The sequence below is a fragment of the Streptococcus canis genome (assembly GCF_900636575.1).
GTDB classification, from domain to species: domain Bacteria; phylum Bacillota; class Bacilli; order Lactobacillales; family Streptococcaceae; genus Streptococcus; species Streptococcus canis.
This window is the reverse complement of record NZ_LR134293.1, coordinates 1,731,002-1,751,629: the sequence shown is the minus strand read 5'-3', so window position 1 is coordinate 1,751,629 and position 20,628 is coordinate 1,731,002. Positions and strand designations below refer to the sequence as shown.

Here is a 20,628-nt window from a genome sequence, read left to right as displayed (position 1 = left end):
AAAAGTATTAAGAAAAGGAGGCTATATGTGATGGCTTATCAAACAATTTATCCTTATACAAACGAAGTCCTTCATGCATTCGATAACATGACCGACCAAGGTGTGGCAGATGTTCTTGAAAGAGCTCACCTTCTCTATAAAAAATGGCGTCAGGAAGATCATTTAGAAGACCGTAAGGCCCAGCTTCATCAAGTGGCTGCTATTCTTCGTCGTGACCGAGATAAATACGCTGAAATCATGACTAAAGATATGGGAAAACTGTTCACAGAAGCCCAAGGTGAAGTAGATCTTTGTGCCGATATTGCTGATTACTACGCTGATAAGGCAGATGAGTTTTTGATGTCTACACCACTAGAAACAGATTCTGGTCAGGCTTACTATTTGAAACAATCAACAGGTGTTATCCTAGCCGTTGAACCTTGGAATTTCCCTTACTATCAAATCATGAGGGTCTTTGCCCCAAACTTTATTGTTGGGAACCCAATGGTCTTGAAACATGCTTCCATTTGCCCACGCTCTGCCCAATCTTTTGAAGAATTAGTTCTCGAAGCTGGTGCCGAAGCAGGTAGTTTTACCAATTTGTTTATTTCTTATGACCAAGTGTCACAAGTTATTGCTGATAAACGTGTTGTCGGTGTCTGCTTGACAGGTTCTGAACGTGGAGGCGCTAGCATCGCAGAAGAAGCTGGTAAAAACTTGAAAAAGACAACCCTTGAATTGGGGGGTGATGATGCTTTTATTATTCTTGATGATGCGGATTGGGATCAATTAGAGAAGGTGCTTTACTTCTCTCGTCTTTACAATGCAGGACAAGTATGTACCTCATCTAAACGTTTTATCGTGCTTGACAAAGACTATGACCGTTTTAAAGACTTGTTAACGAAAGTCTTCAAGACAGCCAAATGGGGAGATCCAATGGACCCAGAAACAACGTTGGCACCATTATCATCAGCTCAAGCTAAAGAAGATGTTCTTGACCAAATTAAGTTGGCTTTGGATCATGGTGCGGAACTGGTTTACGGTGGTGAAGCGATTGACCATCCAGGTAACTTCGTCATGCCAACCATTATTGCTGGCCTCACAAAAGATAACCCTGTTTACTACCAAGAAATCTTTGGCCCAGTCGGTGAAATTTATAAAGTATCTTCTGAAGAAGAAGCGATTGAAGTGGCGAATGATTCTAACTATGGTCTTGGAGGTACTATCTTTAGTAGCAATCAAGAACATGCCGAAGCAGTGGCTGCTAAGATTGAGACTGGCATGTCCTTTATCAATTCAGGCTGGACTAGTCTTCCAGAGCTTCCATTTGGTGGGATTAAAAATTCAGGCTATGGCCGTGAATTGAGTGAACTTGGCTTTACTTCCTTTGTGAATGAACACCTTATCTACACCCCAAATCAATCGTAATCTTTAACCCTAAGAGCATGGCGTGGTACTTGCTTTTAGGGATTATTTTGGAGATATTATGGCCATTCACGTTGTTGCAACCGATATGGATAGCACTTTTTTGACAGATGTTAATGATTATGATTGTCAGCGATTTGGTCATATTTTTGAATCCTTACAGGCACAAGAGAAATGCTTTGTTGCCATCAGTGGCAATCAATACGACCCAATCAAGGGATTTTTCAAAGACTAGGCTGACTAAATAACGATTGTCAGCGAAAATAGTGCCTACATCGTTGAAAATGGAAACGTGCTGGTACTTTGACCATGTCAAATAATGATTCAGGTGTTTTTAGCATAATGGAAAACGGATTACTTTAAAGAAGGAGCCTTAGGGCTCTTTTTTGAGGTCAAAACCCCAAATTTTTGATAAACTAGTAGCATGAACGAACTGATTAAACACAAGCTAGAACTCTTGCCAGATAGCCCTGGTTGCTACTTGCACAAGGATAAAGCGGGAACCATTATCTATGTAGGCAAGGCTAAGAATTTGAAGAACCGAGTACGGTCTTATTTTCGTGGTAGCCATGATACCAAGACAGCATTATTGGTGTCTGAGATTGCTGATTTTGAATTTATTGTCACCGAATCAAATACTGAGGCACTCTTACTTGAAATCAACTTGATTCAAGAAAACATGCCCAAGTATAATATCAAGCTCAAAGACGACAAGTCTTATCCCTTTATCAAAATCACCAATGAGACCTTTCCTCGCCTGCTCATTACGAGACAAATTAAGAAAAATGACGGCCTGTATTTTGGGCCCTATCCAGATTCTTACACCGCTAACGAAGTGAAAAAATTGCTGGATCGCATTTTTCCCTTTAAGAAATGTAAAAACCCTGTCAATAAGGTCTGTTTTTATTACCATTTAGGGCAGTGCTGTGCTCATACCATTTGCCATACGGATAAAGCTTATTGGGACGGTCTGGTAGAGGAAGTCAAACACTTTTTGAATGGCAAGGATGATAAAATTATTGACGGGCTGCGTGCAAAAATGTTAGCAGCTTCTGAGGAAATGGCATTTGAACGTGCAGCTGAGTATCGAGATTTGATTTCAGGTATTGCCACCATGCGCACCAAGCAGCGAGTGATGAGCAAGGACTTGCAAGACAGGGATATTTTTGGTTACTTTGTTGACAAAGGTTGGATGTGCGTGCAGGTTTTCTTTGTCCGTCAAGGAAAATTGATTCAGCGTGATGTCAACCTTTTTCCCTACTATAACGAGGCAGAAGAAGATTTTTTAACCTATATGGGGCAGTTTTACCAAGATAAACAGCATTTCATTCCTAAAGAAGTCTTCATTCCAGAAGCTATTGATGAAGAATTAGTAGCCGCTATTGTGCCAACCCAAATCATCAAACCCAAACGAGGTGAGAAAAAACAGCTGGTGGCTTTGGCTACTAAGAATGCCCGCGTCAGCCTTCAGCAGAAATTTGATTTGTTGGAAAAAGATATTAAGAAAACTAGCGGTGCTATTGAAAATATAGGCCACTTGTTAGGGATTGACAAGCCTTTGCGTATTGAAGCCTTTGATAATTCCAATATTCAAGGGACAAGCCCCGTAGCGGCTATGGTTGTTTTTGTTGACGGGAAACCTAGTAAGAAAGATTACCGTAAATTTAAGATTAAAACAGTGGTGGGCCCAGATGATTATGCTAGCATGAGAGAAGTGCTTTTTCGAAGGTATAGTCGCGTCAAAAATGAAGGGTTGATCGCCCCTAATTTGATTATTATTGACGGCGGTCAGGGACAAGTCAATGTGGCAAGGGAAGTGATTGCAAACCAATTAGGTCTCAGTATTCCTATCGCAGGTTTACAAAAAAATGATAAGCACCAAACCCATGAATTGCTCTTTGGCAATCCTCTTGAGGTGGTTGCCTTGCCTCGCAATTCAGAAGAATTTTTCCTCTTGCAACGGATTCAAGATGAGGTGCACCGTTTTGCCATTACCTTTCATCGTCAGGTACGTAGCAAGAATTCTTTCTCATCGAAATTGGATAAGATTCCAGGACTCGGTCCAAAGCGCAAGCAGGCACTGCTTAAGCATTTTAAAACCATGACTGCCATTGCGGCAGCTAGTCCAGATGAAATTCAAACTTTAGGGATTCCTAGAGTGGTAGCACAAGCCATTCATCAGCACGTAACGGACAGTCAGCAAAGTTGATCATAGCAAAAAACGGCTGAAACATTTCTGTTTCAGACGTTTTTCTTTTTATCTTATTGACTTTGAACCTCTTTCAATAGTTGATTAAAGGATAGTAGCCCTTGGGTGTCGTAAGTTTCTGTGAACTGATGCACGAGGTCAGCGTCGTATGTTTCTGGATCCAAACGTAACTGTTCCACGGGAAGAGGGCGATCATTAGCGATTTTAACATCAATCACCACAGGACCAGTAGCACCTTGAGCTTCTTGGAAAGCCGTTTTGAGTTCTGCTAAGCTATGAACAGTAAAGCCTTTAGCGCCCATAGCACTAGCAGCTTTACCAAAATCAATATCCATGAGGTCAATGCCAGAATGGGGTTGTGGCATATCATCTTGTTCGGCTTCAATAAAGCCCAGACTTTGATTGGTTAAAATCACATTGATAATTGGCAATTGATATTTGACAGCTGTTGCAATATCTTGCATGTTCATGGTCCAGCCACCATCACCTGAAATGGACCAAACTTGTCGGTCTGGGTAGGCTGCCTGAGCGCCGATGGCTGCTGGAAGAGCATAACCCATAGTAGCGTACCAGCCACTAGTTGTCAAAGCTTGTTGGTCATTCATTTTGAGGAAACGAATAGCATCAATAGTGACATTGCCCACATCAATTTGAAAGATAGCATCTTTAGTGGCCATATCGTTAATAGCTTTAAAGACAGGTTCTACACGTAATGGTTCACGGTTGTCATCTTCAAAAGAAGCTATCCACTCTTGCCAATTTTTCTTGTTGGCCAGAGCCACACGATACCAGTCTGTTTCAGGTAATTCTCTGCCTTTTTCAAGCAAGGCTTTGATGGTCTGTTTGGCATCAGCAAGAATAGCTAAGTTAACGTGGTGTCTGCGACCAAATTTGGTACCGTCAATATCCACTTGGATATATGTCGTGTCATCTTGAATAAAGTGTCCTTGGAAAGGCATGTCTGTCCCAAAAGTAATAATGGTGTCGGCTTGTTGTAGCATCTCAACACCTGGCTTACTGGCTACCCGACCAGCAGAGCCCATATAGAGTTCAAAATTATCAGGAACAATACCTTTAGCAGGCGCCGAACTTAAAATTGGCGCTTTTAGTTGTTTTGCCAAGGCCATAATATTTTCTCTAGCCCCACGAGTACCAAGCCCAATATAAATGAGAGGACGTTTGGCAGCTTGTAAAAGGGTTAGTGCTTGATCAATATGCTCAGGATTTGGCATAGGCAACAAAGGTTTTTGGTAATGCACCGCGGTTGAAACATAAGTGTCTTCAATATCTTGCCATCCTAAATCTTTTGGAATGGTCACCACAGCAACCCCTTTGTGGGCATAGGCTTGGCGAATCGCCTCATCTACGACATAAGGCAATTGTTCGGCAGTCATAACAGTGCGGTTATAAATGGCAACGTCTTCAAACATGGGATTTTCATTTAATTCTTGGAAATAAGATTTGTTCATGTTGAAGGTCGGCACTTGACCAATGAGGGCAAGTAGGGGAACACCATCATGTTTGGCATCATACAAACCGTTAAGCAAATGAACGGCTCCAGGCCCAGCAGAACCAAAAGTGACACCGATACGACCAGTGACTTTTGCCTCCCCAACCGCTGCTAAAGCGCCAGCTTCTTCGTGGCGGACTTGAATGTATTGCATACTGTTCTGACGGTTATGTAAGGCATTCATGGTGGAATCAAAGGATCCTCCAGGAAGTCCATAAATGGTTTTAACCCCCCAAGCTTCAATAACCTTTATCATGGCATCAGATGCTTTTATCTTACTCATATCTATTTTCCTCCTTCAACGAATGACAAAACACGACCGTAAATGAAAGTCGTGTTGCAATTCAGATAGTTGGATAAGTGGTAGGACTATCCCCTAACTGAGGTGAATTGTAGCAGACTTCCTTTGTCAGTCAGTCTTGATAATGTTTTGATATTGCTATCATAACGCTCTAAATGAAATAAAGCAAGAATTTTGTACTAATTAGTATTAAAAGAGGAAATATCGTGAAATTGTGATTTTTAAGAGGTATTAAAAGCTTTTTATGGTAAAATGAAGAGGTATTAAAAATCAGAATTAGATAGGAAGTTTTGAGATGAAATTTCTAGAATTGAACAAAAAACGCCATGCCATTAAGACTTTTAATGACAAGCCAGTTGACTACAAGGATTTGCGAACGGCTATTGAGATTGCAACTTTAGCACCCAGTGCCAATAACATTCAACCATGGAAATTTGTTGTGGTTCAAGACAGGAAAGCTGAATTAGCAAAGGGACTGCCCTTGGCAAATAAAGTTCAGGTAGAACAAGCCCAATATGTGGTGGCGCTATTTTCAGATACTGACTTGGCTTTACGTTCTCGTAAAATTGCTCGTATTGGTGTTAAATCATTACCAGACGACTTGATTGGTTATTACATGGAGACCTTACCACCGCGTTTTGCGGCTTTTAATGACGTTCAAACTGGTGAGTACTTAGCTATTAATGCAGGTCTTGTTGCTATGAACTTGGTCTTGGCCTTGACGGATCAAAAGATTGCTTCCAATATTATCCTTGGTTTTGATAAGTCAACGACCAATGAGATTTTGGACATTGATCCGCGTTTTCGTCCAGAATTGCTGATTACAGTTGGTTATAGTGATGAGAAACCAGAACCTAGCTACCGATTACCAGTTGACGAAGTGATTGAACGAAGATAATTCCCATTTCCAAGTGTTCGGAAATCGTTAAACACAGTAGTTGAGTGTGTCTCGCCTTGACTTTTTGTGGCTTGTCAGTCTTAGAAAGATATAGAAGGGCAAGGAGCGAAGGACTAAACCTGATGTTTCCAATTAGGAAACATCAGGTAATTGTTGGAAGAGGATACCTTTTCCAATAGCGAAAAAACTAAAAAAGGAGTAGAAGATGATAACCATTGATTTTAAAGCAGAAGTTGACAAACGTAAAGAAGCCATGTTAGCAGATTTAGTTGATTTGTTACGCATCAATTCAGAACGCGATGACAGATTGGCCGATAATCAGCATCCCTTTGGACCAGGTCCAGTTAAAGCTTTGGAGCATTTCCTCGCAATGGCTGAGCGTGATGGCTATCAAACACGTAACATTGATAACTATGCGGGTGACTTTGAGTTTGGTCAAGGTGATGAGGTATTAGGCATTTTTGGTCATCTTGATGTGGTGCCAGCAGGTAGCGGTTGGGACACGGATCCTTATGAACCGGTGATTAAAGATAACCGCATCTATGCGCGTGGGTCTTCTGATGACAAAGGACCGACTATGGCTTGTTATTACGCCCTCAAAATTATTAAAGAGTTGGGTCTTCCTGTGTCTAAAAAAGTGCGATTTATCGTTGGTACCGATGAGGAATCTGGCTGGGGTGATATGGATTATTACTTTGCCCATAACGGTTTGAAAAATCCAGATTTTGGTTTCTCACCAGATGCCGAATTCCCAATTATCAACGGTGAAAAAGGAAACATCACGGAATACCTCCAGTTCTCTGGTGATAACAAAGGCGCTTTTGTGCTTCATCGATTCCAAGGTGGTTTACGTGAAAATATGGTACCAGAATCTGCAACAGCTGTGATTACGGCGCCGCATGACCTTAATGCGCTAGAAGCAGCCTTAGAGCAATTTTTGGCAGAACATGGCGTCAGAGGGTCTGTGAAGGCTACTGATGGTAAAGTTGAAGTGACCATTATCGGTAAGTCTGCTCACGGTTCTACTCCAGAAGCGGGTATCAATGGTGCAACCTTATTGGCTAAATTCCTGAACCAATTTACCTTTGAAGGGGCTGCTAAGGATTATTTACATGTGGCAGGTGAAGTGCTTCACGAAGACTTTGCGGCAGAGAAACTAGGCCTTGCTTATACCGATGACCGTATGGGAGCCTTGAGCATGAACGCAGGTGTCTTTAACTTTGATGAGCAATCAGCTGACAACACTATTGCCTTGAATTTCCGTTATCCAAAAGGAACTGATGCGGCAACCTTAAAAGCAGGATTGGAAGAATTACCAGGGGTGACTAAAGTAAGCCTTTCCGAACATGAGCATACGCCTCACTATGTGCCAATGGATGATGAATTAGTAGCTACCTTGCTTGCTGTTTACGAAAAACAAACTGGTCTTAAAGGCTACGAACAAGTTATCGGTGGTGGTACTTTTGGTCGCTTGCTAGAACGTGGTGTAGCCTTTGGTGCCATGTTCCCAGGAGATGAAAATACCATGCATCAAGCCAATGAATACATGCCTTTAGAAAATATTTACCGCTCAGCAGCTATCTATGCTGAAGCTATCTATGAATTAATCAAATAAAATACTATCAGTTGTTGATGACATTAAAAAGAGAGGCTGGGACAAAAGTCCTTGCCTCTTTCCTTGTTAAATACTTAGTACTTTGACGCAGTGGTTGATTGGAGGTTCTCGTCCCTTGCCTCGCAAGTGACAACGCTCCTCCTAATCAACTGTGCGGGGGTGGGACTACAAAATCAATTGCTACACAATACCGATTTTTGTCCCACTCCCTCTCAGATTATGGCTTCGAGGCAGTTTTTCTCGAAGAGGAAAACAAGAAAACCACCAGCTAAGCTGATGGTTAACAAGGCTTGTAGCTTCCATTTATTTTTCTTAGTATAATCTAATCGTTCAGGTTAGACAAAGGAGGAGAAATAAATGGTCAAAACCAGTTACAGTTTATCACATACAAAATGGATGTGCTCTATCACATTGTCTTCACACCAAAGTATCGTCGTAAATCCATTTACTACAAAATAAGACAGGATTTAATTGAGATTTTCCATCATTTATGTCAATACAAAGGTGTGGAAATTATAGAAGGACACCTGATGTCTGATCATATAGATTTGCTTGTCCTTATTCCACCCAAACTTGCGATCTCTGATTTTATGAGATACTTAAAAAGTAAAAGTGCTCTGATGGTATTTGATAAGCATGCCAATTTAAAGTATCAATACGAAAATTGATCTTTTAGGCAAGAGGATACTACGTCAGTGCAGTCGGATTAAATGAACAAACTGTAGCGAAATATATACGAGATCAAGAGAAAGATGGCATTGCGCTTGATAAGTTGAGTGCAAAAAAATATGAAGATGCGTTTTCGCGGGTGGTTATGACTGTTTTCTAATCATAAAAGTTATTTCATATTATTCCATTTTATGATATACTATAAAGGTATTAATAAAGTTATGACCACCTTTAGTGTAATGGATATCACGTAAGATTCCGGTTCTTGAGATGGGGGTTCGATTCCCTCAAGGTGGATTGAAATCCTATAAAAATCCCTATTTTAATAGGATTTTTTGTCAGATGTCCAAAATTATTTAGAAAAGATGGTATATGTGTTAAATGTCTTTAACATATCTTTGTGAGTAATCAACTTTGAAATGATTAGGACATCAGTACTGTTATGTTTAAGATAGTTGACATAGGTATGTTTGAGAGTGTGTGGTGTTACTAGCTGATTACTGACTCTTTTCTTGATAAAAAGCTAGTTATTTAGAAGGTATGATTTCCTAAATTCAAATGGAGTCATATCTTTTTGTTTTTCTTGTGGTCTATCTGTGTTGTACTAACGACTATATTTATCAATTTGAGTTATAAGATTTGCCTTGTTTTCAGGTATGTGAAGCTTTAATGATTCACTTTTGAGATGGGAAAAGAAGTTTTCACAACAGGCATTGTTATAACAACTTCCTTTACCAGACTGCGAAATAGGGACTCCAAGTTGATCTAACTTCTTCAAGCACACTTTGTTAGTATATTGAAATCCTTGATCTGACTGTAGGATGCATTGTTTGGTTGTATCCCAATCTTCATTAAATACTAGGTCAATACTTCTAAATACTAGCTGGTTATCGTTGAAATTTGAGATGGTATAGGCTAGAGTAGAGTTGTCATATCAATCTTTTACGACACTTACCTACATTTGTCCTTGTTTGTGATTGACAAAGAACCTATAAACAGTATACATTGCTTTTGTTTTTTTATTCTCCAAGGCCTACTTGAGACATTTCTATTAACTGATTATTTTCAAAAACGAGTGAAATATTAGCACCATTAGTTTCTGTTTTTAAGCCACTAATCCAAGTAGCTTGAAGGATCTGTTTATCACTAGAGGAAGCTTGGCTATAATTGTCTGGTTCGGTCAGAATTTGTTTAACTTGATCATAAGACATCCCTTTTTGTAATTTTTGATAGTCTTTTTGGGATAAATTGAGATCCCTTATGAAGGCAAAATTTGAAATGGTTTTAACAATACTGCTGTTTTGATAGAGATTCACATTGAGGGTAACTCGATCAAAGTTCCAAGTGTAGGCATCAAGGGTGACACTACCTGCTAGTTTTTCCTCGTGGTGACTGGGCTGTCCAAAGAGTGCTGTTAGGTCTTCAAGGTTACTTCCTCCCTTGAATTCGGAAGCAGCAGTGGCTAGCTTAATTTTTTCAAAATGAGCACGCACCTCTTGGTGATCTGCTTTTCTGGTTTCAATCAAGGTTGTTGTGTCTTTGCTCTGCTGGACTTTTTTCTCCTTCTTTGGTGAACAAGCTGATAAGGACAAGGCAAGAAGAGGTAGCACAAGCAGGCTAAATGCAGTTTGTTTTGTCATCGGTATTTCCTAACTTTTTTCTTTTGCACATTATAACATATTTCAGAGGAAATTTGAGGGACTTTAAGAAAAATGGAAAACTCGTTCAAATAGAGACTTTCTTCTTGGCCTAGGTAAATTTATCTTGATTTCTTTTCCTTCAGTCATCTTCTTAACTCTCAACTTAGTTGTCAATAGAATTGTAACCACCCGTGAAAATGGGTGACTTGTACACCGGCGGCTATAAGCCGTTTCTCTCCAGCGGCGTCTAAAGACGCTCGCTGACCTTCGTTCAGGTTATGCTTTCGTTACTTGAGTGATGCCCGTAACAACGGACTTTATTTTGACCTGAATCCACCATCTGAAAACGGCTCTTCATATTCTTTAACGCTCAACTTATCTAGTACTATGTTATCTTTTTCTTACTCGCGAATATAGTTAGCAACTGTCTTTTCGTTATGGCTTCAAGCCATAATCAAAACTCACGGTAACCCGTGAACAAGTCTAAAACAAAAAACCTTGATATGACAAGGTTTTGGTAAGTTATGGTTACTTACGGTAAGTATTGATGGAGCTGGTGGGAGTCGAACCCACGTCCAAACATCTGCCAACACATTTATCTACGCCCATAGGTTATGTCTTGATTTAACAACCTAAAGACACATAACTCAAGCCGTTAGGATGCGAGTCTGGTAATCTCTTTTTAAGGAACTAGACCATTCCTTAAATGTAGCTTGCTGTTTTGAGACTTCTAACAGGACGCAAGCAATCTTGTAGAAGTCACGCTAGCTGGTTTTTAGGCAGCTAAAGCGTAAGAGTTTGTATTTTTTGCAGTTATATTTAACTGGCATTTTACATCTGCCGATGGGACGCAAAACATGCCTCATAATGCCTGTCGAATCCGTAACAACCCCATAAGATAAGGGTACTTAATAACTTACATTCATTATTATAGCAAAACTCTTTAGAAATAGCAAAAAATTTTGGCTTATGGTATGATTAAGCTATGACAAATCGAAATCTAAAAGCCTATGCTACTTGGCAGAAAATCATCAAACTGTTAGGACTCATTGCCTTAGTTGGTTCATTTGTACTAGCCTTTTGGCTCTATAAATTAGGTATTTTAAACGATAGTAATGCTCTCAAGGACTTGGTTCAACGTTACAAAGTTTGGGGGCCGCTTATTTTCATCGTTGTTCAGATTATTCAGATTGTGTTTCCAGTCATTCCTGGAGGCATTACAACCGTTGCCGGCTTTCTCATTTTTGGTCCCTTTGCCGGTTTTATTTATAACTATGTGGGAATTATTATTGGGAGTGTGATTCTCTTTTTATTGGTGAAAGTTTACGGTCGTAAATTTATTTTACTTTTTATTGATGAAAAGACCTTTTACAAGTACGAGAGACGTTTAGAAACCTCTGGTTATGAGAAGTTATTTATTATCTGTATGGCTTCGCCCATTTCACCAGCTGATATCATGGTCATGGTAACTGGCTTAACTGATATGTCTTTGAAGCGTTTTACAACCATTATTTTGCTGACCAAGCCGATTTCAATCATAGGTTACAGTTACTTGTTTATTTTTGGAAAAGATTTGGTGTCATGGTTATTGCAGCATTAATGATAGTCTTGATACCTTGCCACTCCTATATCATAAGGGGTGGCCTTTTAATAAGGTTAAAGATAGCTTGACTCACAAAAAAACGTCCTTTAGTATTGCTTTTACAATTTCAAAGGACGCTTTTGTATTATTGAATATTAAGTTTATTTTTGATGATGAAATGAGTTGCGAAGTAACAAATCACCATTTTAACAAGCTCTTCTAAGATAAATATGTAAAGCGTTGCTTGTTCGCTATATGGAAAACTAGTTGTTGATGATTCGAAACCAAATAGTTTTAAGTTAAGGAAGGTCATTGTTACACTAATGACAATGACTAACATAAAGTAAGCGATAAATGCCATGAGTCCACGACGATTGGAAAAGAGTTGACCAATTGAAATGGCTAGGTAAATAAGTAGAATACTTGTGAAAGACGATAAGAGAAAATAAGTCAGTAAGAGAGTATTCCCAAAGAGATATTCTGACTTCATTACCTGTGATAGTCCCTCTACGACATCTTTAAAATTAACCATTGGAACCACAAGAATAGCTATTCCACAAATTAAAACAATCAAGTTGAAGAGGCTACAAATGAAAGAAGCTACTAATTTTGAAAGAATAATTTGATGAGAAGTCACAGGAAGGGTTAAGGTTAAATAGCCTTCGCGACCAAAAATATTTTTATTAAAACGGTTGATGATAATCAGCAAAGTTGATAAGAGTGAACCGGCAATCAAAGCTCCGAATGTCAAAGATAAGGTTAAAGGGAGCATCTTGTTGATGACGGTACCAAACATACCAGCATTGTCAGCATGTTGTGTAAACAATTTAATTGTAAATGATAAAATAGCAGCGATAGCGATGACAGCTGCGTTTAGAGCAAAATACCATTTACCAATAGATCTAAATTCATATTTTAATAATTTTCCAAACATACTAACCTCCTAGACCTTGTAAGTTTCCCTAAAGAGGGAGTCGATGGATTGCTGGTGTTTTTCTCTTAAGTCATCAGCGTTACCAGATAAGCAAAGTTTTCCTTTTTTCAGGAAAATAACTTCGTCAAGGATAGGTTCAATATCGGAAATCAAATGGGTCGAAATGATGACAGAAGCGTCTTCAGAGTAGTTATTGATAATGGTTTTGAGAATGTAATCTCGAGCAGCAGGGTCAACCCCTCCAATAGGTTCATCAAGAATGTAAAGTTTTGCCTTACGACTCATGACAAGAATTAATTGGGCTTTTTCTTTGTTTCCTTTTGAAAGGTTTTTAAAGCGATTTTCTGGGTTTAATTCTAAATCCCTTAAGAGACTAGTTGCCTTAGTCTTATCAAAATCATTGTAAAAATCACTAAAGAAATCTAACATATCCTTGATTTTCATGTTTTCGTTAAGGTAAGTGGTATCTGGCAAATAGGAGATAATTTTCTTAGTATCAACAGATGGACGGTAGCCATCAATGACAATGTCTCCTTTATTTGGCTGTAAAAGACCATTTACCAACTTAATAAGTGTTGTCTTGCCGCTTCCATTTGGTCCCAATAATCCAATGATTTTCCCACTAGGAATAGTGACAGTTAAGTCGTCAATGGCTTTTTTTCCTCGATAGGATTTTGAGACATGGTGCAGTTGCAATAGTTGTGCCATTATTCTGAAGCCTCCTCTAAAAAGGTTGTTAAAACAGGAATAATTTCAGTACGATCAAATCCTATTTTGGTCATATTGTTAACAAATGATTCTAATTCACTAATTGCTAGTTCTCGTCTTTTACGAGCGATTAATTCTTGGTCGTCAGTGACAAAACGACCAGCAGTACGTTGCGAATAAACCATTCCTTCACGTTCAAGCTCTGTAAACGCTCTTTGCATGGTGTTAGGATTAACACCAGCTATTTCAGCATATTCACGAACAGTTGGGAGTTGGTCTCCACTCTTGATTTCTTGACTGATAATTTGCATCATAACATGCTGTGCTATCTGCGCATAAATAGGAGATTTTTCATCAAATTTCCAAGACATGTGGTCTCCTTTCAAAATAATATAGGTAGTTGTACTAAATAAATGGTACAAAAAAACATTTGAAATGTCAAGCTTTATGATGTTTTCTTCTTATTCATAATGTCATAGTCAATAGGTACAGAGGAAAATAGAGGCAGTAAAAGCTTTTTCATAGTATAATAGTTAATAAGACACGTGAAGGAGGAACTCATGTTTGCTCAATTAGACACAAAAACCGTTTATTCATTCATGGATAGTTTGATTGATTTAAGTCACTATTTTGAACAAGCAAAGCAACTTGGCTATCAAACCATAGGCATCATGGATCAGGATAACCTTTATGCTACTTATCATTTTATTAGAGGCTGTCAAAAACATGGGCTTCAACCCGTTGTAGGATTGGAAATGGATTTGGTTTATCAGGAAGAACTATTACAGCTAAAATTGATTGCTAAAAATACAGCTGGTTACCATAGTCTACTCAAGTTATCAACAGAAAAAATGTCTGGAGCCTTAGATATTGACTATCTCTGTCAACATCTGGAGGGGGTAGCAGTTATTATCCCTCATCGTTATTTAAGCCCTAACCTCACTTTACCTTTTGACTATTTAGTTGGTGTTGATGAGACGACTGATTTTACTCAAATCACTTATCAGCATCAACCTATTCCGCTAAGAACCGTTCGTTATTTTTCGCATGACGATTTGGAAACCCTACACATGCTGCATGCCATAAGGGATAATCTTACCTTAGCGGAGACTCATCTGGTAGAAAGCAATCAAGATTTGGTTGATTGCCAGACGATGACAGCTTTTTATCAAGAAAATTGTCCGCAAGCCTTGCATGAGTTAGAAAACTTGGTGGCAGGGATTCATTATGATTTTGACACAGACTTAAAATTACCACGGTTTAATCGCAATAAGCCTGCGAAGCAAGAATTGAAAGAATTAACCGAAGCTGGCTTGAAGGAAAAGGGGGTGTGGAAGGAACCCTATCAATCACGCTTGCAGCATGAATTGGCTATTATTTCTGATATGGGCTTTGATGATTATTTTTTGATTGTGTGGGATTTGCTTCGCTTTGGACGCAGTAAAGGCTACTATATGGGGATGGGACGTGGCTCGGCAGCAGGTAGCCTAGTGGCTTATGCTCTGAACATTACAGGGATTGATCCAGTTCAACATGATTTGCTATTTGAACGCTTTTTAAACAAAGAACGTTATAGCATGCCGGATATTGATATTGATCTTCCGGATATTTACCGTTCAGAATTTCTCCGATATGTCCGAAATCGTTATGGAAGCGAACATTCGGCGCAAATTGTGACCTTTTCAACTTTTGGACCTAAACAGGCTATTCGTGATGTTTTCAAGCGGTTTGGGGTTCCAGAATACGAACTGACCAAGCTCACTAAAAAAATTGGTTTTAGGGATAGCTTGGCTACTGTCTATGAAAAATCAGTTTCTTTTAGGCAGGTTATTAATAGCAGAGCTGAATTTCAAAAGGCCTTTGCCATTGCCAAGCGTATCGAAGGAAATCCAAGACAAACGTCCATTCACGCAGCTGGTATTGTGATGAGTGATGACACCTTGACCAATCATATTCCATTAAAATCGGGTGATGACATGATGATTACCCAGTATGATGCTCATGCGGTCGAAGCTAATGGCCTGTTAAAAATGGATTTTTTGGGTCTAAGAAATTTGACCCTTGTTCAAAAAATGCAAGAGAAGGTTGCTAAAGACTACGGGCATCAGATTGATATTGCAGCCATTGATTTAGAAGATCCGCAAACTTTGGCACTTTTTGCTAGAGGGGATACCAAGGGAATTTTCCAATTTGAACAAAACGGTGCCATTAATCTTTTAAAACGGATTAAGCCACAACATTTTGAAGAAATTGTCGCCACTACCAGCCTAAATAGGCCAGGGGCAAGTGACTATACTGCTAATTTCATTAAACGACGAGAAGGGCAAGAAAAAATTGATTTGATTGATCCTGTGATTGCTCCAATTTTAGAACCTACTTATGGTATTATGCTTTATCAAGAACAGGTTATGCAGATTGCGCAGGTTTATGCTGGTTTTACATTAGGCAAGGCCGACCTGTTAAGACGTGCCATGTCTAAAAAAAATCTGCAAGAAATGCAAAAAATGGAAGAGGAGTTTATTGCCGGAGCTAAGCATTTAGGAAGAGCTGAAGAAACAGCTAGAGGGCTTTTTAGACGGATGGAAAAATTTGCAGGTTATGGTTTTAACCGCAGCCATGCCTTTGCCTATTCAGCTTTAGCTTTTCAGTTGGCTTATTTCAAGACCCATTACCCAGCTGTTTTTTACGATATTATGATGAATTATTCTAGCAGTGACTATATTACAGATGCCCTAGAATCAGATTTTCAAGTCGCACAAGTCACCATTAACACCATTCCTTATACTGATAAAATTGAAGCTAGCAAGATTTACATGGGGTTGAAAAATATTAAAGGGGTGCCAAGGGATTTTGCTTATTGGATTATCGACCAAAGACCATTTAATAGCGTAGAGGATTTTCTCACTAGAACTCCGGGAAAATATCAAAAAGTAGCCTTTCTAGATCCCTTAATTAAAATTGGATTGTTTGATTGCTTTGAGCCTAACCGTAAAAAAATTCTGGAAAATTTGGACAGTTTATTGATATTTGTTAACGAACTAGGATCACTCTTTGCTGATTCTTCTTTTAGCTGGATCGAAACAGATGATTATACGGCTACTGATAAATATTATATGGAACAAGAACTTATTGGAGTAGGAATGAGCAAGCACCCCCTCATTGAGATAGCTGAAAAAAGTAGTCAATCCTTTACCCCGATTTCATACTTAACCAAAGATACTGAAGCAACAGTGCTGGTACAGATAGATAGCATTCGAATCATTAGAACCAAAACGAGCGGACAGCAGATGGCTTTTTTAAGCGTCAATGATACCAAGAAAAAACTTGATGTGACATTCTTTCCAGAACAGTATGCTAGCTACAAAGATTTCTTGAGAGAAGGCCAGTTGTACTACCTTAAAGGTCGCATCAAGGAGAGGGATCATCGTTTACAAATGGTTGGACAACAAGTCCAAGTTGCCACTAGTCAAAAATATTGGTTACTGGTTGCTACCCATCAGTTTGATGCTCAAATTTCAGAAATTCTAACTGCTTTTCCAGGGCCAATTCCGGTAGTGATTCACTATCAAGAAAGTAAGGAAACCATTGAATTAACTCATCTCCAAGTCCAACTAGTGCCTGCTTTAGAAGAAAAGCTCCATCCCTACGTTTTGAAAACGGTTTTTCGATAAAAATAGACAATTAGTGAAGTAATTTGCAAATGAATATGCTATAATAAGAACGTTAAATTAATTAAAGGAGTACCAAAAAATGAAACGTATTGCTGTTTTAACCAGTGGCGGTGACGCTCCTGGTATGAATGCTGCGATTCGCGCAGTCGTTCGTAAAGCAATCTCAGAAGGAATGGAAGTTTATGGTATCAACCGTGGCTATGCAGGTATGGTTGATGGTGACATTTTCCCACTGGGTTCAAAAGAAGTTGGTGATAAAATCTCACGTGGTGGAACTTTCTTATATTCAGCTCGTTATCCAGAATTTGCTCAACTTGAAGGCCAACTGGCTGGTATTGAGCAACTTAAAAAACATGGAATTGAAGGTGTTGTTGTTATTGGTGGAGATGGATCTTATCATGGAGCTATGCGCTTGACAGAACATGGTTTCCCAGCTGTAGGTATCCCAGGAACAATTGACAATGACATTGCTGGCACTGATTATACTATTGGTTTTGATACAGCGGTTAATACCGCAGTTGAAGCTATTGACAAACTACGTGATACCTCATCAAGTCACGGACGTACCTTTGTCGTTGAAGTGATGGGACGTAACGCAGGTGATATTGCGCTTTGGGCAGGGATTGCTAGTGGTGCTGATCAAATTATTGTTCCAGAAGAAGCATTTGATATTGAAAAAGTTGTTTCAACCATTCAATACGATTTTGAACACAAAGGTAAAAACCATCACATTATCGTCTTAGCTGAGGGTGTGATGAGTGGTGAAGCTTTTGCTCAAAAACTCAAAGAAGCTGGTGACAAGAGTGACCTTCGTGTGACAAACCTTGGCCATATCCTTCGTGGTGGTTCACCAACTGCGCGTGACCGTGTTATTGCTTCGTGGATGGGAGCTCATGCAGTTGAGTTGCTTAAAGAAGGCAAAGGTGGCTTAGCTGTCGGTATCCACAATGAAGAACTTGTTGAAAGTCCAATCCTTGGTACTGCAGAAGAAGGTGCTTTATTCAGCTTGACTGAAGAAGGTAAGATTATCGTTAATAATCCACACAAAGCTCGTTTAGACTTTGCAGCTTTGAACCGTTCATTGTCACAATAAGTTTAGTTAAAAATGTTAAATCGTCAATTATTGACAAAAAAATAAGGGAGTTTCAGAGTAAAATGAATAAACGCGTAAAAATCGTTGCAACACTTGGTCCTGCGGTCGAAATCCGTGGTGGTAAAAAATACGGAGAAGATGGTTATTGGGCTGGTCAACTAGATGTTGAAGAATCAGCCAAAAAAATTGCTGAATTAATTGAAGCTGGTGCTAATGTTTTCCGTTTCAATTTCTCACATGGTGACCACAAAGAGCAAGGAGACCGTATGGCAACTGTTCGCCGTGCCGAAGAAATTGCTCGCCAAAAAGTTGGTTTCCTTTTGGACACAAAAGGTCCTGAAATGCGTACGGAATTGTTTGCAGATGATGCTAAAGAATTCAGCTATGTCACAGGTGAAAAAATTCGTGTAGCAACTACACAAGGTATCCAATCAACTCGCGATGTTATTGCTTTGAATGTTGCTGGTAGCCTTGACATCTACGATGAAGTAGAAGCGGGTCATACTATCCTTATCGACGACGGTAAACTTGGTTTGAAAGTTATCGAAAAAGACATTGCAACACGTCAATTCGTTGTTGAAGTTGAAAATGACGGTATCATTGCAAAACAAAAAGGTGTTAATATTCCTAACACTAAAATTCCTTTCCCAGCACTTGCTGATCGTGACAATGCAGATATCCGTTTTGGTCTTGAACAAGGTCTTAACTTTATCGCTATCTCATTTGTTCGTACAGCTAAAGACGTTGAAGAAGTTCGTGAAATCTGTCGTGAAACAGGTAACGACCATGTGCAATTGTTCGCTAAAATTGAAAACCAACAAGGTATTGACAACCTTGATGAAATCATTGAAGCAGCAGATGGTATCATGATTGCTCGTGGTGACATGGGTATTGAAGTACCGTTTGAAATGGTTCCTGTTTTCCAAAAGATGATTATCACCAAAGTAAACGCAGCTGGTAAAGCAGTTATCACAGCGACAAATATGCTTGAAACAATGACTGAAAAACCACGTGCGACACGTTCTGAAGTATCTGACGTCTTCAATGCTGTTATTGATGGTACTGATGCAACAATGCTTTCAGGAGAGTCAGCTAATGGTAAATACCCAGTTGAATCTGTTCGCACAATGGCAACGATTGATAGAAATGCCCAAACACTTCTTAATGAATACGGGCGTTTAGATTCATCTGCCTTCCCACGCACCAATAAAACAGATGTTATCGCTTCAGCTGTTAAAGATGCTACTCATTCAATGGACATCAAACTTGTTGTGACTATTACCGAAACTGGTAACACTGCACGTGCAATTTCTAAATTCCGTCCAGATGCGGACATCTTAGCCGTAACATTTGATGAAAAAGTACAGCGTGCTTTGATGATTAACTGGGGGGTTATTCCTGTTCTTGCTGAAAAACCTGCATCTACTGATGACATGTTTGAAGTGGCAGAACGTGTAGCACTTGAAGCTGGCTTGGTTCAATCTGGTGACAATATTGTTATCGTTGCTGGCGTTCCGGTTGGAACTGGTGGAACAAATACTATGCGTGTTCGTACAGTTAAATAAGCTTATTAAAGAGTATCAATTGAGGTTTAGAAGAAGTTCTTCCAACCTCTTTTTCTTTACTTTAGCCATTGTTTTCCAGTAAACTGTTAGTCTTTCTCAGGCCCTAAACTTGGGATTAAAATAAGTTTTTGATTGCTCTGACTTGCTGTGCTCGGAAATTGTCTGCTTTTTTTCTGACTTATAACATGGTATAATAGGAGAATAGACTAGGAGTTAATATGGTAAAGCGAGATTTTATAAGAAATATATTATTGTTACTCATTGTGATTATCGGGGCGATTTTATTGAGGATATTTGTCTTCTCAACCTTCAGAGTGACCCCAGCAACTGCAAATGATTATTTGAAAAATGGCGATTTGATTACCATTAAGAAAAATATTCAGCCCAAGTACAAAGATTTTGTGGTTTATAGGGTTGATAAAAAAGATTATGTAAGTCGTGTGGTAGCTATTGAGGGGGATAGTGTTACCTATATGGATGATATTTTTTACCTCAATAACATGGTGGAGTCTCAAGCTTACCTTGAAACAATGAAAACACGTTACTTAAATAATGCCCCTCTGGGGACCTTATATACAGATGATTTCACCATTTCGACGATTACAGGTGATAAGTATCAGAAAGTTCCTAAAGGAAAGTATCTTCTGCTGAACGACAATCGTAAAAATATGAATGATAGCCGACGATTCGGCTTGATTGATGCCTCGCAGATTAAAGGTTTAGTAACTTTCAGGGTACTTCCTTTAAGTGATTTTGGATTTGTAGAAGTAGAGTAGTTGTCAGACTACTCTACTTTTTTGAAAATTAGACTATACCAATTTCATAATTG

15 protein-coding genes, 1 tRNA gene, 1 other RNA gene and 2 pseudogenes are annotated in these 20,628 nt (G+C 39.1%); 12 read left to right on the top strand and 7 right to left on the bottom strand.

The window, feature by feature from the left end; translation table 11 throughout:
* The first annotated feature begins 30 nt into the window (after window positions 1-30).
* The 3 genes from EL097_RS08870 to uvrC all read left to right on the top strand — a co-directional run bounded on the left by EL097_RS08870 (window position 31) and on the right by uvrC (window position 3,613).
* The gene (locus EL097_RS08870; protein ID WP_003048209.1) at window positions 31-1,407 is read left to right on the top strand and encodes an NAD-dependent succinate-semialdehyde dehydrogenase; all 1,377 of its coding nucleotides are present in this window, start codon (window positions 31-33) and stop codon (window positions 1,405-1,407) included.
* Window positions 1,408-1,429: 22 nt separating this feature from the next.
* Entirely contained in the window at window positions 1,430-1,639 is a 210-nt protein-coding gene (locus EL097_RS08865; RefSeq protein WP_081587266.1) for an HAD family hydrolase, read from the top strand.
* A 189-nt stretch (window positions 1,640-1,828) separates the two neighbouring features.
* On the top strand, window positions 1,829-3,613 hold the full coding sequence (gene uvrC / locus EL097_RS08860) for an excinuclease ABC subunit UvrC (RefSeq protein WP_003048212.1): 1,785 nt from the start codon (window positions 1,829-1,831) through the stop codon (window positions 3,611-3,613).
* 53 nt (window positions 3,614-3,666) lie between these two features.
* On the opposite strand, the gene spxB is transcribed toward uvrC, so the two are convergent.
* Entirely contained in the window at window positions 3,667-5,406 is a 1,740-nt protein-coding gene (gene spxB, locus EL097_RS08855) for a pyruvate oxidase (protein WP_003048213.1), read from the bottom strand.
* Between the two features lie 313 nt (window positions 5,407-5,719).
* On the opposite strand from spxB, the gene EL097_RS08850 reads away from it, so the two are divergent.
* The 4 genes and pseudogenes from EL097_RS08850 to EL097_RS08835 all read left to right on the top strand — a co-directional run bounded on the left by EL097_RS08850 (window position 5,720) and on the right by EL097_RS08835 (window position 8,903).
* On the top strand, window positions 5,720-6,322 hold the full coding sequence (locus tag EL097_RS08850; protein ID WP_003048214.1) for a nitroreductase family protein: 603 nt from the start codon (window positions 5,720-5,722) through the stop codon (window positions 6,320-6,322).
* 205 nt (window positions 6,323-6,527) lie between these two features.
* The gene (gene pepV, locus EL097_RS08845) at window positions 6,528-7,937 is read left to right on the top strand and encodes a dipeptidase PepV (RefSeq protein ID WP_003048215.1); all 1,410 of its coding nucleotides are present in this window, start codon (window positions 6,528-6,530) and stop codon (window positions 7,935-7,937) included.
* 357 nt (window positions 7,938-8,294) lie between these two features.
* Window positions 8,295-8,766 (top strand): annotated as a pseudogene (gene tnpA / locus EL097_RS08840) (IS200/IS605 family transposase).
* Window positions 8,767-8,831: 65 nt separating this feature from the next.
* A tRNA-Arg gene (locus EL097_RS08835) sits at window positions 8,832-8,903 on the top strand.
* A gap of 722 nt (window positions 8,904-9,625) precedes the next feature.
* On the opposite strand, the gene EL097_RS08825 is transcribed toward EL097_RS08835, so the two are convergent.
* The 3 genes and pseudogenes from EL097_RS08825 to ssrA form a co-directional block, all read right to left on the bottom strand.
* Window positions 9,626-10,246 carry a DUF3862 domain-containing protein gene (locus EL097_RS08825; RefSeq protein WP_003048217.1) on the bottom strand — a complete coding sequence of 207 codons (621 nt, stop codon included), beginning with the start codon at window positions 10,244-10,246 and terminating at the stop codon, window positions 9,626-9,628.
* A 317-nt stretch (window positions 10,247-10,563) separates the two neighbouring features.
* A pseudogene (locus EL097_RS10980) lies at window positions 10,564-10,683 on the bottom strand (IS200/IS605 family transposase); the annotation flags it as partial.
* A gap of 108 nt (window positions 10,684-10,791) precedes the next feature.
* Window positions 10,792-11,139: a transfer-messenger RNA gene (gene ssrA, locus EL097_RS08815) on the bottom strand.
* A 92-nt stretch (window positions 11,140-11,231) separates the two neighbouring features.
* Between ssrA and EL097_RS08810 the strand changes: the two genes are divergently transcribed.
* Window positions 11,232-11,846 carry a TVP38/TMEM64 family protein gene (locus EL097_RS08810; protein ID WP_003048218.1) on the top strand — a complete coding sequence of 205 codons (615 nt, stop codon included), beginning with the start codon at window positions 11,232-11,234 and terminating at the stop codon, window positions 11,844-11,846.
* A 127-nt stretch (window positions 11,847-11,973) separates the two neighbouring features.
* Here the strand turns inward: EL097_RS08810 and EL097_RS08805 are convergent, their stop codons facing one another.
* From EL097_RS08805 to EL097_RS08795, 3 genes are read right to left on the bottom strand one after another with little or no spacing between them, the layout of a single operon-like run.
* A complete protein-coding gene (locus EL097_RS08805) occupies window positions 11,974-12,762 on the bottom strand; it encodes a hypothetical protein (RefSeq protein WP_003048219.1) in 789 nt (262 codons plus the stop codon).
* Between the two features lie 9 nt (window positions 12,763-12,771).
* Window positions 12,772-13,470, bottom strand: coding sequence for an ABC transporter ATP-binding protein (locus tag EL097_RS08800; RefSeq protein ID WP_003048221.1), 699 nt, complete (start codon window positions 13,468-13,470; stop codon window positions 12,772-12,774).
* The gene (locus EL097_RS08795; RefSeq protein WP_003048223.1) at window positions 13,470-13,841 is read right to left on the bottom strand and encodes a GntR family transcriptional regulator; all 372 of its coding nucleotides are present in this window, start codon (window positions 13,839-13,841) and stop codon (window positions 13,470-13,472) included. Before EL097_RS08795 ends, EL097_RS08800 begins: the two co-directional genes overlap by 1 nt.
* A gap of 189 nt (window positions 13,842-14,030) precedes the next feature.
* On the opposite strand from EL097_RS08795, the gene EL097_RS08790 reads away from it, so the two are divergent.
* The 4 genes from EL097_RS08790 to lepB all read left to right on the top strand — a co-directional run bounded on the left by EL097_RS08790 (window position 14,031) and on the right by lepB (window position 20,575).
* A complete protein-coding gene (locus EL097_RS08790; protein ID WP_003048225.1) occupies window positions 14,031-17,141 on the top strand; it encodes a DNA polymerase III subunit alpha in 3,111 nt (1,036 codons plus the stop codon).
* Between the two features lie 79 nt (window positions 17,142-17,220).
* Window positions 17,221-18,234: a 6-phosphofructokinase gene (pfkA, locus tag EL097_RS08785; protein WP_003048227.1), complete on the top strand. Its 1,014-nt coding sequence runs from the start codon at window positions 17,221-17,223 to the stop codon at window positions 18,232-18,234.
* Window positions 18,235-18,296: 62 nt separating this feature from the next.
* Window positions 18,297-19,799: a pyruvate kinase gene (pyk, locus tag EL097_RS08780; RefSeq protein ID WP_003048229.1), complete on the top strand. Its 1,503-nt coding sequence runs from the start codon at window positions 18,297-18,299 to the stop codon at window positions 19,797-19,799.
* 218 nt (window positions 19,800-20,017) lie between these two features.
* Entirely contained in the window at window positions 20,018-20,575 is a 558-nt protein-coding gene (lepB, locus tag EL097_RS08775; protein WP_003048231.1) for a signal peptidase I, read from the top strand.
* Window positions 20,576-20,628 lie beyond the last annotated feature (53 nt).

Excerpts from the sequence above, each read along its gene's own strand:
- EL097_RS08870 (WP_003048209.1), top strand. The coding sequence starts at position 31 with ATGGCTTATCAAACAATTTATCCTTATACAAACGAAGTCCTTCATGCA.
- uvrC (WP_003048212.1), top strand. The coding sequence starts at position 1,829 with ATGAACGAACTGATTAAACACAAGCTAGAACTCTTGCCAGATAGCCCT.
- spxB (WP_003048213.1), bottom strand. The coding sequence starts at position 5,406 with ATGAGTAAGATAAAAGCATCTGATGCCATGATAAAGGTTATTGAAGCT.
- EL097_RS08850 (WP_003048214.1), top strand. The coding sequence starts at position 5,720 with ATGAAATTTCTAGAATTGAACAAAAAACGCCATGCCATTAAGACTTTT.
- pepV (WP_003048215.1), top strand. The coding sequence starts at position 6,528 with ATGATAACCATTGATTTTAAAGCAGAAGTTGACAAACGTAAAGAAGCC.
- EL097_RS08825 (WP_003048217.1), bottom strand. The coding sequence starts at position 10,246 with ATGACAAAACAAACTGCATTTAGCCTGCTTGTGCTACCTCTTCTTGCC.
- EL097_RS08810 (WP_003048218.1), top strand. The coding sequence starts at position 11,232 with ATGACAAATCGAAATCTAAAAGCCTATGCTACTTGGCAGAAAATCATC.
- EL097_RS08805 (WP_003048219.1), bottom strand. The coding sequence starts at position 12,762 with ATGTTTGGAAAATTATTAAAATATGAATTTAGATCTATTGGTAAATGG.
- EL097_RS08800 (WP_003048221.1), bottom strand. The coding sequence starts at position 13,470 with ATGGCACAACTATTGCAACTGCACCATGTCTCAAAATCCTATCGAGGA.
- EL097_RS08795 (WP_003048223.1), bottom strand. The coding sequence starts at position 13,841 with ATGTCTTGGAAATTTGATGAAAAATCTCCTATTTATGCGCAGATAGCA.
- EL097_RS08790 (WP_003048225.1), top strand. The coding sequence starts at position 14,031 with ATGTTTGCTCAATTAGACACAAAAACCGTTTATTCATTCATGGATAGT.
- pfkA (WP_003048227.1), top strand. The coding sequence starts at position 17,221 with ATGAAACGTATTGCTGTTTTAACCAGTGGCGGTGACGCTCCTGGTATG.
- pyk (WP_003048229.1), top strand. The coding sequence starts at position 18,297 with ATGAATAAACGCGTAAAAATCGTTGCAACACTTGGTCCTGCGGTCGAA.
- lepB (WP_003048231.1), top strand. The coding sequence starts at position 20,018 with ATGGTAAAGCGAGATTTTATAAGAAATATATTATTGTTACTCATTGTG.